Source organism: Streptomyces sp. NBC_01390 (genome assembly GCF_045040105.1).
In the GTDB taxonomy this organism is placed as follows: Bacteria; Actinomycetota; Actinomycetes; order Streptomycetales; family Streptomycetaceae; genus Streptomyces.
Map to the genome: position 1 here is coordinate 8,729,762 of NZ_CP109551.1, position 13,542 is coordinate 8,743,303.

Sequence of the window (13,542 nt, forward strand, 5' to 3'; positions counted from 1 at the left end):
CCCTCTCCTGCTGCGTCTCACAAACGGCCCGAACCGTGAATCCCTGAAGCCTGAAGACCTGAAGATCTGAAGACCCGAATCCCTCAGGACCTGAATCCTCGGAATTCACGGTATGGACGTCGGCGTTCTGGACGTCCAACGCATGATCACAACGCGGTAATCAGAGATCGGAATGGGTTCCGCCGCTTGCGGGGCGCGGTGTTACCTCGCGATGAACCCCTGATTCACGGCTTGCGGATAGCTTTTCGCCGTCCCTCACGCTTTCCGTCCGCATCTTCCGGAGGAACACGAGAATGTCGAACAACGCTACGGCCGTAGAGCTCCCCAAGGAGCTCGAAGATCATCTCAACCGGTATGTCGCCGCCTTCAACGCGGGTGACGCCGAAGGCGTCGACTCCTGCTACACCGACGCCGGAATCATCGTGTGGGAGAAGGGCAACCCGGTGAGCGGCGACGCGCGCCGGGCCGCCATCAAGGACTTCCTGGCCACCACACAGCCGCGCATCGAGACGGACGTCCGCGAGGCCTACGTCACCGGCGACACGACCCTGCTCGTCGTGGACTGGACCATGGAGGTCAACGCGGAGAGCGGCTCCGGCCGCGAGAGTCTCCGAGGCGTCGGCCTGGACGTGCTGCGCAAGCAGGCGGACGGCTCCTGGCTCTACGCCGTCGACGACCCGTTCGGCGAGGAACCCCGCGACTGACCGCGCACACACCGACGAGGCCGGGTCCCCCAAGGGGAGCCCGGCCTCGTCCTGTTACGTGTGGTGCGATGACGCCGTGCGGGTCAGGCGGGGAGGTCGGCGACCGGACGATCCACGGCCATCATCCACTTGTCACCCTCGACACGGCGGATGACGTCGGTGCAGGAGCCCTTGACCGGTATCAGCTCGCCGTTCTCGCCGGGCAGCCCCAGCTCGAAGTCCACGACGATCAGCGTGACGTCGTCGGCGGTGTAGGAATGCCGGACGACGGACTTCAGGGTCGGGCCCTGGGCGAGCATCTCGATGATGGCCTTGGTGCGCGCCTCGCCGGTCAGCGGGCCGCCGGACAGGTTGGAGATGGCGTCGTCCCGGTACAGACTGTCGAAGGCGGCGCCGTCGCCCGAGTTGAAGATCTTCAGGAAGACGTCGTTCTGGACCTCCGGGTCATCGGTGAGTTCAAGGCTGTACAGGTCGACGTCGGGAGTGGCAGCGGTCATGAGTGGCAGCTCCTCTGATGGTCTTGCTCTGCTGGTCTTGTCCTGCTGGTTTCGTGCATCCGCGCGCCGTCAGGGCGTGCGGAGTCTTCAGGCGGCCCGCGGAGCGCGGTCGAACTTCCCGTCGAAGAACGTCAGCGCCGCGTCGTCGCCGCCTCGGCGGCAGTCCAGTACGGTGCCGACGAAGATCGTGTGGTCGCCGGAGAGATGCGCGTCGGTCACGTCGCACTCCAGCCAGGCGAGCGCGCCGGCCAGGAGCGGAGCGCCCGTCCGCCGGCCCGGCGTCCACTGGATGTCGTCGAACTGAGCGGCGCCGAGTGTGCGTTTCTTGTCCGCGAAGTGCCGGGCCAGTGACTCCTGTCCGGCCGCCAGGACGTTCACACCGAAGTGCCCGCCCTTGGTCATCGCCTCGTACATGACGGCGCTGTGCGCGATGGAGACCAACACGGTCGGCGGGGCGAGCGACACCGAGCTGAAAGCGTTCGCGGTCATGGCGTGGATGTGGTCGCCGCCCACCGTGAGGACGGTGACGCCGGTGGCGAACTGGGACATCACCTCCCGCAGGGAAGAGGCCTCGACAGACGTGCGTAGTCCCGTCCGCGATACTGCGGGTTCGAGCTCTGCGGATGCAGGAGTCATTTCCCCTCTTTGGATTCGGGTCGACGGCCCTACGCGATAAAGGGCTGGACGAGCGACAAAGTATCCGCACGGCACTTTCCCGCGCTCAATCGCCAAGTAATCGCCGGACCTCAGGCCGGGCCGACATCCCGATGACCGCTCCGTGACCGCCCACTGGCACGCGTTCAGCGATGTTGGCCGTATGACCGATGAACCGAACAGCACAGTCGGCGAACCGCAGTTGGCGGAACCCCACCTGGGGGCCGTACTCGCCTCGGCGGGCCTTGACGCCGAATACGTCAGAGCCGAGGGAAACACTCTCTACCAACGGGGCGAGGACGGCCGCGAGATCCCCGTCGTGGACTACGCGGGCGGCTACGGCTCGCTCATGCTGGGCCACAACAACCCCGCGATCACCGCGTACGCGAAGGAACTTCTGGACTCCGGAACTCCGGTTCACGCACAGTTCTCGCTGCACCCGGAGGCCGCGGAACTGGCGCTCGCCCTGAACCGGATCATCAGCCGGGAGACCGGCGACGACGAGCCGTTCTACGCCGTCTTCGCCAACACCGGCGCCGAGGCCAACGAGGCCGCGGTCAAGCACGCCGAACTCGACCGGGGCATCCGCCTCGCCGCCCTCCTGGAGTCCGTCGACAGCGGTCTCGCCGCGGCGCGCGACGCCGTACGGGCCGGCTCGGCGACCGTACCGGCTGAGGTCTTCGCCCGCGTGGGCCTGGGCGTGCGCGCCGCCGCCGACATGGCGATGGACGAACTCGTCGACCACATCACCGCCCTCAACACGGTCCAGGCCGAGCGCCCACCGCTCTTCCTGACCCCGGAGGGCTCCTTCCACGGCAAGCTGGTCAGTACGGTCCAGCTCACCCACAACGAGGGCTACCGGGTCCCGTTCCAGGCCCTGGCGGCGCAGGCCCGGTTCGTTCCGCTCGACGATCCGGGCGCGCTCCGCAAGATCGTCGAGGAGGAGCGCGCCACGCTGCTCGGCCTGGTGGTGGAGAACGGCCGGGTCCGGCTGTCCGAGCACGAGGCGCCCGTCATCTGCGCGTTCGTCCTGGAGCCGATCCAGGGCGAGGGCGGTATCCGTGAACTGTCACCGGAGTTCGTCCGGGAGATACGGGAGGTCTGCGCGGAGGTCGGCGCACCGGTCATCGTGGACGAGATCCAGAGCGGCATGGGCCGCACCGGTGACTTCCTGGCCGGTACCCGCCTGGGGCTGCGGGGCGACTACTACACCCTGGCCAAGAGTCTGGGCGGCGGCCTCGCCAAGATCTCGGTGCTCCTCGTACGGGGCTCGCGCTACCAGGGCCAGTTCGAGCTGATCCACAGCTCGACGTTCGCCAAGGACGGCTTCTCCAGCCGTATCGCCCTCAAGGTCCTCGAACTCCTGGAGGCCGACGACGGCGCCGCCTACCGGAAGGCCGCCGACCTGGGCGACCGGCTGCTGGCCGTGCTGAACTCCGTACGCGACGACTTCCCCGAGGTCGTCAAGGACGTGCGGGGCCGCGGCCTGATGCTGGGCCTGGAGTTCCACGACCAGTCGGGCGCCCCGGTCCCGCCGATCGCCGAGGCCGCCGGGGCCGGCCTGTTCGGCTACCTCGTCGCCGGCCACCTGCTGCGCGGCCACCGGCTGCGCACCTTCCCGACCGCGAGCTCCCCCGACACCCTGCGCTTCGAGCCGTCCGTCCTGCTGTCGGACGACGACATCACCTTGCTGGAGACAGCACTGCGCGACACCTGCGACATCATCCGCGACGGCTACCGGCGCCCCTTGGCGCTGCCTGCCGGGTAGGGAGCGGGGCGGCAATCGGCCCGGCCATGCGGCAGGCCCCGGCGGACTTCCCGCCGGGGCCCGACGCATGCCGTGGTGCGACTCTCACTGCTGTGGGTACTGGAGGCCCTGGCCGAGGCCCCCGTCGACCGGCAGCCGCGCCCCGGTGGTGAAGGTGGCGTCAACGGCAAGGTAGAGGGCCGCACGCGCCACCTCCTCGACCCGACCGTGGCGCCTCATCGGGGTGATCTCGTCGCCGAGCGCCATGAACCCGGCCTTCTCCTCGTGGCTCAGACCCGGGACACCCATGCTCGGAGTGTCGATGAAGCCGGGGCCGACGGCGTTGACGCGGATGTTGCGCGGCAGCAACTCGGCGGCGAAGACCTGGGTGAAGGAGATCAGCGCGGCCTTCGAACCCGAGTAGACGCTCATGCCCGGCGTGCCGCCGTGGTCGGCGATCGACGTGGTGAAGACGATCGACCCGCCGTCCCTGATGAGCGGGACGAGACGCTGTACGACGAAGAAGGCACCCTTGGTGTTGACGCCGAACTGGCGGTCGTATGTCTCCTCGGTGACGAACTGGAGCGGCTCCAGGACGGCCGTGCCGGCGTTCACGAAGAGATGGTCGACGTGGCCGAGCTTCTCCTCGACCGTCTTGGCGAGCGCGTCGATCGCGTCGAGGCCGGCGGCATCGGACCGCACGATGTGCGCGTCCACACCGAGGGCGGCCCTGGCCTCCTCGATGTTCTTCTCGTTGCGGCCGGTGACAAGGACCTCGGCGCCACCCGCCATCAGGGCCTTGGCGATCGCCAGACCCATGCCGTGCGTACCACCGGTGATCACGGCTTTCCTGCCCGCGTAGCCAGTCATCCTCAACCGCGCCTTCCCTGTACGTGGTTTCGCCGACCGGGGGCTCCCGGACCGGCAGCTGTATTCACGCCGCTGGGCGGGACCCGGCACGAAGGCCCGGTCCCGCCCAGCGGATCACTCAGGTGGGTCTGTGACCCGGCGCTCAGCCCTGCTTGAAGGCCTCGACCAGGCTGGCCAGGCTGTGGGTGCCGAAGCCCTCGGCGACGCGACGCTCGATCAGCGTCTGGATGGAGGCCGAGAAGTCGCTGTTGATGCCCAACTGCCTGCTGGTCGCGACCAGGTGCTCGATCGCGGCCTTGTTCACGTTGAGGCTGGAGACCTCGGTCTCGAAACTGTTCGAGTCGATCTCCTGGGCGCTCTGCGGAATCGCCGGCGTGATGACGTGCTCGATCCAGCTGGCCGCGAACGGAGTGAACGCCTCCGCCGAGACACCGGCCGACTGCACGAGCGCCACGGCGTGGAAGTAGCCCGCCAGGCTCGACCACAGCAGCGTCAGCAGACCGAGGTCGTAGATCATCGGGACACCGGTGTCCTCGCCCAGGTACACGCCCATGCCGGCGAGCGGCTTCAGCAGTTCCTCGTGCTCGGCGAACAGCTCCTGCGAGCCGCCGTAGAAGATCAGGGCCTGGGGCAGGCCGATCATCTGCGGGACGGCCATGATGGCACCGTCCAGGTAACGCACGCCGTTCTGCTCCGCCCAGACCGCGGCGGCGCGGGCGTCCTCGGGGGTACCCGAGGTGAGGTTGACGACGACCTTGCCCTTGAGCTCGGCGGCGGCATCGGCGAACAGCTCGTTCAGCACCTCGTAGGTGGAGACACAGGCCACGATGACCGGGCTGGCCGCGATCGCCTCCTTGATGCCGGGGGCGGAGACGGCGCCCTGCGCGACAAGCGCGTCCGCCTTGCCGGCGGAACGGTTCCAGACGGTGGTCCGGTTGCCGTTCTTCACGAAGGCGGTCGCCAGGGCGGCGCCCATCATCCCCAGGCCGAGGACGGTTACCGGACCCTGGTGCGTGTTCGACATTGACTTGCTCCTTGGTGTTCTTCGTTGGGTGTGCGGATGCGTTGGCAGGTGAGCGGAGGACCGGGCCGCTGAGGCGGCCGTCCTACAGGAAGAGGCTGTCGGGGTCGAGGCCGAGCAGAGTGCGGCCGTACACCTCCAGCCCCATGTTCGGAGCCATCAGGCCGTGCCGGGAAAGCCCCTGCAGGTCCCGGTAGAAGCGCTGGAAATGCGCCTTGCGGGAGAGGGCGCCGGCCCCGCTGACGGAGTGGAGGGCCTCGATGGCCTCCTGGGTGAGCAGGATCGCGACACCGGCCTTGCCGCGTACCTCCGCCTTCTCGTCCCAGGTCGGCTGCTCGCCGGCGTCGGCGCGCTCCTGGAGGACGCTCAGATAGGTGTCGGCGAGTGCTTCGGCGGCCTCGATCTTGCCGTGGGCCAGGGCGATCTGTATCTGCGTCAGCGGGTGCTGCGCCTGGTCGGTCACGTTGCTGTACGCGAGCGGCTTGCCCTTGACCATGGAGACGAGTTCCTCGTACGCGGCCCGGGCCATACCGATGTAGGCGGCCACGGACTCGGCGACGACGTAACTGATCAGGCTGTAGTCGCGGCCCTTGGAGCCGGTGACGGCGCCGCCGCCGCTGGTTCCGAGGACGGCCGCCTCAAGGGTGACGACCCGGTGGCCGGGGACGAAGAGGTCCGTGGCGCTGGAAGTCGAGCTGCCGGTGGCGATGGCGGCCGAGACGTGCCAGTCGTCGGCGATGGCCAGTTGCGCCACCGGAACCATGGCGTAGACCTCTTCGAGGGTGCCGTCGGCATGCTCCAGCTCGGCGGCCAGCAGGTCCCAGTGGGCGCCGCGGACACCGGAGTTGAAGCGCCAGGCGCCGTTGAGAAGGTAACCGCCCTCGGTGGCCACCATCTTCGCGGTCGGCGTGAAGCCGCCGGAGATGCGCACCGAGCCGGTCCTGAAGATCTCCTCCTGTGCCTGGAGCGGGTACAGCGTGGCCATCCAGGCGCTGGAGACCCAGGCCACGCACACCCAGCCGGTGGAGCCGCAGCCGCGCGAGATCTCGGTCAGGATCTCGACCTGCTCCCGCAGCGAGAGGTCCAGGCCGCCGAAGCGCTTCGGCACGGCGATACGGAAGACGCCGGCCTGCTCCAGAAGGTCGATGTTCTCTTCGACGATCCAGCGCCGGTCCTCCGACTCCGGACCGTTCGCACGCAGCGTCGGAACAATTTCCCGGACAGCTTTCAGGACATTCTCGGCTTCAGTCGACCTGACGGTCATCCCAGCTCCTCGGGGAATACGGCACGGATGAAAGGCAGGGGCGCAGGCCGGTCCATTGTCATGCGGAAACGCATGCAACCATGAACGCGCGAACTTCGTCCAATTCGCCGCCCATTGCCATTCGGGATGAAAGCAAACTAGCCGGTCCGGGCCACCCTCCGGCCACCGGCGAGTAACCGCCGTACCTGCCCTGAACAGCAACGACAGGTAATCCGCAGAGCCTCTTCGACAGGATAGCGGGGGTCCGACGCCGTGTGCACACTGACCGCACACCGGTAGGTAACTGTCCGCTCTCAGATGATTCATAAACCTGAAAAGACCGGCGATTATCGGCCGATGGGAAGCGTCGGCTTAGTTTCGGCCATACCGCATCCGGAGCCGTTGACCTTTCAGGTGGTCATGGCGGCGTTCGATTCCTGGATGGCGGCCAGCGACGTTTTGCAAGGGGAGCGGAATGAAGCCCGGTAAAAGGACTTTCTTCTCAGGGGCGCACACCTCGCGCCGCACGGTACTCAGGGCCGGTGCCGCCGCGGGCGTGATCGGCGCCGCAGGCATCGCCTCCGCAGGCACGGCCCTCGCGGCGGGGGAGGCGGCGGCCGGCCCGCGGAGCTACGACGCGATCGTCATCGGCGGTGGCTTCGCAGGGGTGTCGGCCGCGCGTGAGCTGCGGGCCCGGGGCAAGAGCACGCTGATCATCGAGGCCCGCGACCGCGTCGGTGGCCGGGCCTGGACCACCACCTTCTCGGGGCAGCAGGTCGAGTTCGGCGCCACCTGGATCCACCCGAGCCAGACCCTGGTGTGGAACGAGGTCCAGCGCCTGGGGATCGGAACGGTGACCGACGCGGACCCCGACTTCGCGGTGTTCGCCACGGAGTCCGGCGGCTACGCCAAGCAGGATCTGACCTTCCTGGACAACCAGGACGCACTCCTGCGGAAATTCGTCGAGGGCGCGGAACAGTACCTGCCGCGCGCCTACGACCCCTTCTACCGAGAGGACCTGCTGCTCGATCGCGACAAGCTGACCCTCGGTGACCGGGCACGCCAGCTCCGCCTGTCGACCCTGGAACAGAACTGGGTGAGCGCCACGACCGGCGCGTACGGTGGCGGCTTCGAGCGGGGCTCCCTCACCCAGCTCGCCCACTGGTGGGCACTGTGCGGCTACAACACCGAGACGTTCCACGGCATCAACAGCATCCGACCCGCCGGCGGCATGAGCGGGCTCATAGCCAGGATGCTCGCGGAGTCGGGCGCCTCGATCGTGTACAACGCGCCCGTCACCGAGGTTTCCGACGACGGCACCCGGGTGCGGGTGACAGCCGGTGGCCTCGTGTACGACGCGGCTGCCGTGGTCGTGGCCGTCCCGGTCAACGTCTGGAACTCCATCAGGTTCTCCTCCGGTCTGCCGGCCGAGTTCACCCGGCTCAGTTCCCAGACCGTCGGCGTGCCGACGGCGAAGAAGATCCTGATCCAGGTCAAGGGCGACATCGGCCGCCCGCTCGTGAACGGCGCGAGCGGTGCGCTGCTGGACCTGGTCCTCACCAACACCACCAAGTCCAGCCTCGGTTCGGTGCTCATCGGCTTCAGCGTCCACCCGACGCTGGACGCCAACAACCTGTCCCAGGTCCAGGGTGCCGTCAGCCAGGTGCTCCCGGGCACCCAGGTGCTGTCCGTCAAGGGCCAGGACTGGGGCAAGGACGCCTATGCCAAGGGCGGCTGGACGTTCAGGCGCCCCGGGCAACTCCTCGGTGAACTGCGCGCCGTCCGGCAGCCGCACGGCCGCCTCGTCTTCGCGGGAAGTGACATCGCGACCGGCTGGGGTGGTTACGTGGACGGCGCCATCGAGACCGGCATCCGCGCCGCCGGCCTCGTCGCCGGTCTGCGTGCCGGGGCCTCCCTCTCGGGCTGAAGCAGGTCCGCAGTACCGGCTGACCCGTTTTCCGCGCGGTGTGAAGTGGCGTGAAACAACCGGGTGGTCGGCCGTGATCGCTGGAACCGGTCGCGGTCGCCCACCCGGTGATCAGGGTCCCCCGTGCCGTCGTCCACCTGCGAAGTCACCACACCTCGGCGGCGTTTCGGCGAACTCCAGGATCGCGAGCAACCATAGTATTGCTTTTTACGATCTGTATGATCGCTGTGTACGTTTGGCATGGATGACGGGAGCTGCTCCCGCCGCCCACTGACCACTCGCTGGGGGAGCCATGTGGTTCAAGATGTTAGGTCCACTTGAGGTCGTCACAGACGGACGGCAGATCTCTCTCGGGGGGAGCAAACAGCGTGCGACGCTCGGATATCTGCTCCTTCACCCCAACCAGACAGTCCCCATCAGCAGACTGCTGAAGGCCCTGTGGAGCGTCGAAGAGGCGCCGATGACCGCCCGCAAGATCCTGCAGAACGCCGTGTGGGGCCTGCGGCGCACGCTCGTCACCGGGGGGACCGCCCAGGCGCAGGTGACACTGCGCACCCAGGCCCCCGGTTACTCCCTGGACGTCACCCCCGACCACATCGACCTGCACCTCTTCCACCGGTGGGTGGAGGAGGGGCGCTCCCGGCTGGCGGCGGGGGAACCCGACCGGGCGGCCCTGCTCCTGAGCGACGCCCTTGAGCTGTGGCGCGGCCCCGCCCTCGCGGACCTCACCGAAGTCGGCCTGTTCTGGCCCGAGCTGACCACTCTCCAGAACACCCGGCTGGACGCCCTCGAAGACCTTTTCGAAGCCCAACTCGCCTGTGGGCGCCACTACGCGGTGCTCGGCGACCTGGAGTCGATGGTGGAGAACGAGCCGTTGCGCGAGCGCGCCTGCGGCCAGCTCATGCGCGCTCTGTACCGCTGTGGGCGCCAGGCGGACGCGCTCGGCGTGTTCAGCCGACTGCGCGCCCTCCTGGTCGAGGACCTCGGCCTCGAGCCCAGCCGTGAACTCCAGCAGCTCCAGCAGGCGATCCTCACGCACGACCTCGACCTCCAGCTCGCCCCGGCCCCGGACGGCCCGACCGCCCGCCCGGTCACCGCGGCGACGATCCTGGCGGCTGCGAGGAACGAGGCTCCGCCCCGCCCGTACGCCCCCGGGAACCTCCTCGACAGCCGATTACCGGCGGTGGCCCGGCTTCCGGACCTCCGCCCGGACCCCGCTCCGGCCGACCCGGCACCCGCGTCCGCGCCGGCCGTGCTCTCCGCACCCCTTCCGCCCCCCACCCCCCTCTTCCCGGTCACCCGTCCCGTCCCGGACGAGGCCACTCCGCAGGCTCCGGCCCACGAATCCCCGGCGAGACGCACCGCCGACGTATCCGCCCAAGCGTCTGCGGACGTGTCCGCGGCCGCTTCCGCCGCGCGCAGCCAGGTCAGCCTTCTGCTCGTACGCACCGAACCCGACCCGGCCCAGACCCACAGCGACGAACTCGACGCCGCGATGGGCTTTCTCGACTCCTTCGTCCAGCACGAGATCGAGCGCTTCGGCGGTGTGGTCGTCTCCTCGATGGGCGACATCACCCTCGGTCTCTTCCCCGCCGACCCGGAGGGCGAGGAGCACCCCCTCCACGCGGCCCGCGCCGCCGACGCCCTGCGCACCGCCATGACCGAGGCACCGTCCGCCACCTCCCCGACCAGTGGCGCGGCGCTGTCCGCCGTCGTCATGACGGGCGAGGTACTGGTGAGCCGGCGGCCCGGCGGCGCGCCCCCCAGGGTCAACGGCGCGCTGGTACAGGAGTGCGGCTCCCTGCTCGCCCTGGCCGGCGCCGGTGACATCGTTATCTGCGAACACACCCACGAGGCGACCCAGGAGCACTTCTCCTACGAGGAGCTCCCCGGCGAGCCCACCCGCTGGCGGCTGCTGGCGCCGGTCGAGCAGCCGTCCGTCGCCCAGGACGCGGCGGAGACCGGGCAGGACGACTCCTCCCATCGTCGCGAACTCGAGCTGCTCCAGAGCGTGATGACCCACAGCAGTCGCTGGTCGCAACCGCACCTCATCACCGTCCTCGGCAATCTCGACGCGCCCCGCCGTGAGGTGCTGCACCAGCTGGCGGGCATCGCCGACGAGGAACTCGCGGCCGCCCAGGTGCTGACCTGGAACAGCAAGGACGCCGTCGAGTCCGGCCCCTTCGGCCTGCACCGGATGATCCTCTCCACGTACTCCGGAGTGTCGGCGTCGGACCCGCCCTGGACGGTCCGCAGCAAGATCAGGGGCATCATCCAGCGCCTGACCACCGACAAGAGCCGAGTCAACTGGCTCTCCGCCCGCTGCGCTTCGCTCTTCGAGGCCATGAACCGTCCGCCGGCGTGGCTGGGCGCCGACGAGTGGACGGAGGTCTGGCAGCACTTCCTGGAGGCCGCCGCCCAGGACGGCCCGATCGTCCTGATCGTCGACGACCTGCACCTTGCGGACACGGCTGCCGTGGAACTCGTCGGCCTCATGGCCCAGCTCCCCGGCCGCATACCGCTCACCGTGATCGTCGGCGCGACCCCGGAACTCCTGTGCAACCTCGACTGGTCACCGGGCAAGCGCTTCGCCACGGTGGTGATGCTCGACCAGCCGTCCGACGTCACATCCGACTCGGCCCCCAGCCGCCCGGAGCCACTCTCCCTCGTCCTCGACAGCGCCTGACCCGGTCACCCCGCACACGACACGACATCGCGCGGGCGGGCCAACCGGCGGCCTAGCGCAGGACGGCGGCGGTCCTGACGCCGATGCCAGGCATCGACGTCAGGACCGGGGACCCGTACCGGCGTCCTGTCAGCGCACGGTCATCCGCACCGGCACCGACGGGTACGTGTACGGCGTGTCCGTGCCGGCCGCGAGCGCGGCCGTGTAGGTCCCGGCCACGTCCACCGCCATCACGCCCGCGTCCAGCCGGACGGTGACGGTCAGGCTCCGGCCGGGTGCGAGCGTATGCGTGACGGGTGTGGCGGAGAGCCAGCGGACGTCGGTCGACGGTACGCAGCTGTCGAGGCCCGGCAGTTGCTCGACGTTCGGGACGGCTGTCAGAGCGCAACTGGCCAGCGGCGTACAAGCGTTGATTCTCGAACGCGTCGACGCGAGCTGGGCTCCGGTCGTCACCGAGGTGTGGGAAGACTTCCTGGCGGCACTGTCCGCTGCTCTACTGCCCGACTTCCGCGCGACGCGCCCAGCGGGTGCGTGGTCGGTGCCAGGAGAGGCATTCGAGAAGGGAGGCGAGGGCCGGGCGGCGCTGGTTCGCACGTGGTCCGGTCTCCTCGCCGGCCTTCTCACCTTCGAGAACCCTCTTGCACGGTCTGTCGCCGAGTTCGCCCTCATGACTGTGGAGCGGGACGGCGAAGCCGTGGATCTCGAGTTGCCGGTACTCGTCGCCTGTGTTCTGTTCGGGGTCGACGGTTTCGAGGCGTGGACCGGTCTCAGGGAACTGATCGACGCATCGGACCGCTTTAGCCGGGAGCTCGCTCTGAAATGCGCCGGGCGCTCCGAGCGTGGGCATGTCGAGGTGCACGCCGATGAAGAGGGGCTGAGCGCGCTCTATCGGTGGCTCAACACACTGTTTCCTCAGAGCCGGAACAGCCGACCGCTCGGCGTATACAGCGTGACTCCCGAGATGGAGGCGCTGGACTGGCGTGAGGCGTTGCCCGGGACGCTGAGCCGCCGCGGCACTCCGGAAGCGGTCCAGCAGCTGAAGGTGCTGGCAGCCGAGTTTCCCGCACGCCTGAACCTGCGAGCTGCGCTGGTGTCGGCACGGACCAACTGCCTTGCGGCAACGTGGACTCCAGCCGACCTCGACGAGGTCGTCGCCATCCTGGCCGGGATAGCCGCCTCTTTCGAATACTCGCTCGTCGAAGCCGAACTAGTGGAGGTGTTGGCAGCCTTCCAGGACATGGGAAGGCACGAATTCCGCGAGGGGATCGTGCGGGATGTGCAGCAGCTCATGAATTCGGACCGAATCCTGCCCATCGCGGACCACGCCATGGCGTACGACCATCTGCGGGCGATCGCCGGGTACGCCTACGGCGTGGGCGGCCCGGAGGCGCGGCTTGCCCTGCTCACGGCACTGGAACAAGCCCGCCCCGACGAGAAAGCTCTGGAACGGCTCAGGGGTCTGCTTGCAGTGCGCAAGAGCCGGTCGTCTTGAGACACCAAGCGGGTGGATCGAGTGGTGGAAACGGGGGATGAGGAATGGATTTTCTACGCGATATTGGCACATCGCTGCTTGCCAGTGCTCTTTTCTTGGCACTGGTATGGGCATTTTCGAAGACTGCCCGTCGCATTCTGCGTGGCCTTGCCGCCCATCTACTGCACCTGGATGTGGAAGAAATCTTCGCCAACAGTCGAGAAGCTGCGCACGACATCAAGAGGGAACTTGGTCGCGCGAGGAAGGTGTCCATCCTCACCGGCCGTGGTGCTGAACTGCAGCGCGACATGTTCGAGGAACTACTCCTTCGCTGTCGGGACCGCCGCTGCGGTTGCCGCATACTGCTGCCGAAACTTGATGTCCCCGCAGGCGAGCCGGACTGGATCACCGACCGGGAGGAGGAGATCCAAGTCTTCGACTCCGCATTTGGCACTGGTCTGCTGCGCCGCCAGATCGTGGCGACCTACGACTACCTCGCACCACTCTCGGTCTCGGGACACCTCGAAGTGCGTGGTTACGGCGTTCCACACATTGGCCGGATTATTGCAACCGAACGGGTCGTCTATCTGACTCCATACTCGGCGGACCGGCATGGCAGGGAGTCCCCCGTGATCAAATACCGCCGTGGGGAGACATATGATGTCTTGACGCGTCTGATTGACAAGTTGTGGGTGGGGGCCGGGCCAGTGTGATCGCAGGGA

12 protein-coding genes are annotated in these 13,542 nt (G+C 68.2%); 6 read left to right on the plus strand and 6 right to left on the minus strand.

The genetic code is table 11. The features are described from left to right. Positions 1-293 precede the first annotated feature (293 nt). Positions 294-704: a YybH family protein gene (locus tag OG241_RS39255; RefSeq protein ID WP_405822413.1), complete on the plus strand. Its 411-nt coding sequence runs from the start codon at positions 294-296 to the stop codon at positions 702-704. Between the two features lie 83 nt (positions 705-787). Here the strand turns inward: OG241_RS39255 and OG241_RS39260 are convergent, their stop codons facing one another. Then, entirely contained in the window at positions 788-1,201 is a 414-nt protein-coding gene (locus OG241_RS39260) for a YybH family protein (RefSeq protein ID WP_405822414.1), read from the minus strand. Between the two features lie 87 nt (positions 1,202-1,288). Beyond that, positions 1,289-1,750 (minus strand): flavin reductase family protein, encoded by a 462-nt coding sequence (locus tag OG241_RS39265; protein ID WP_405822415.1) that lies wholly within the window; start codon positions 1,748-1,750, stop codon positions 1,289-1,291. Positions 1,751-2,018: 268 nt separating this feature from the next. On the opposite strand from OG241_RS39265, the gene OG241_RS39270 reads away from it, so the two are divergent. After that, on the plus strand, positions 2,019-3,623 hold the full coding sequence (locus OG241_RS39270) for an aspartate aminotransferase family protein (RefSeq protein ID WP_405822416.1): 1,605 nt from the start codon (positions 2,019-2,021) through the stop codon (positions 3,621-3,623). A gap of 84 nt (positions 3,624-3,707) precedes the next feature. Here the strand turns inward: OG241_RS39270 and OG241_RS39275 are convergent, their stop codons facing one another. From OG241_RS39275 to OG241_RS39285, 3 genes are all read right to left on the minus strand, one after another. Next, the gene (locus OG241_RS39275; RefSeq protein ID WP_405822417.1) at positions 3,708-4,472 is read right to left on the minus strand and encodes an SDR family oxidoreductase; all 765 of its coding nucleotides are present in this window, start codon (positions 4,470-4,472) and stop codon (positions 3,708-3,710) included. A 142-nt stretch (positions 4,473-4,614) separates the two neighbouring features. Continuing rightward, a complete protein-coding gene (locus OG241_RS39280; RefSeq protein ID WP_405822418.1) occupies positions 4,615-5,496 on the minus strand; it encodes an NAD(P)-dependent oxidoreductase in 882 nt (293 codons plus the stop codon). 82 nt (positions 5,497-5,578) lie between these two features. Continuing rightward, positions 5,579-6,757 (minus strand): acyl-CoA dehydrogenase family protein, encoded by a 1,179-nt coding sequence (locus OG241_RS39285; RefSeq protein WP_405822419.1) that lies wholly within the window; start codon positions 6,755-6,757, stop codon positions 5,579-5,581. Between the two features lie 454 nt (positions 6,758-7,211). Between OG241_RS39285 and OG241_RS39290 the strand changes: the two genes are divergently transcribed. Both OG241_RS39290 and OG241_RS39295 read left to right on the plus strand, forming a co-directional pair. Beyond that, complete coding sequence (locus OG241_RS39290) at positions 7,212-8,663, plus strand: flavin monoamine oxidase family protein (protein ID WP_405822420.1); 1,452 nt, start codon at positions 7,212-7,214, stop codon at positions 8,661-8,663. Between the two features lie 460 nt (positions 8,664-9,123). Beyond that, on the plus strand, positions 9,124-11,349 hold the full coding sequence (locus tag OG241_RS39295) for a BTAD domain-containing putative transcriptional regulator (RefSeq protein ID WP_405822421.1): 2,226 nt from the start codon (positions 9,124-9,126) through the stop codon (positions 11,347-11,349). Between the two features lie 129 nt (positions 11,350-11,478). Here OG241_RS39295 and OG241_RS39300 read toward each other — a convergent pair whose 3' ends face one another. Continuing rightward, positions 11,479-11,802, minus strand: coding sequence for a hypothetical protein (locus tag OG241_RS39300; RefSeq protein WP_405822423.1), 324 nt, complete (start codon positions 11,800-11,802; stop codon positions 11,479-11,481). On the opposite strand from OG241_RS39300, the gene OG241_RS39305 reads away from it, so the two are divergent. Then, positions 11,759-12,841, plus strand: a complete 1,083-nt coding sequence (locus tag OG241_RS39305) for a hypothetical protein (RefSeq protein WP_405822425.1) — start codon at positions 11,759-11,761, stop codon at positions 12,839-12,841. The genes OG241_RS39300 and OG241_RS39305 overlap by 44 nt on opposite strands. A gap of 44 nt (positions 12,842-12,885) precedes the next feature. Then, positions 12,886-13,533 (plus strand): hypothetical protein, encoded by a 648-nt coding sequence (locus tag OG241_RS39310; RefSeq protein WP_405822426.1) that lies wholly within the window; start codon positions 12,886-12,888, stop codon positions 13,531-13,533. The last annotated feature ends 9 nt before the right edge of the window (positions 13,534-13,542 follow it).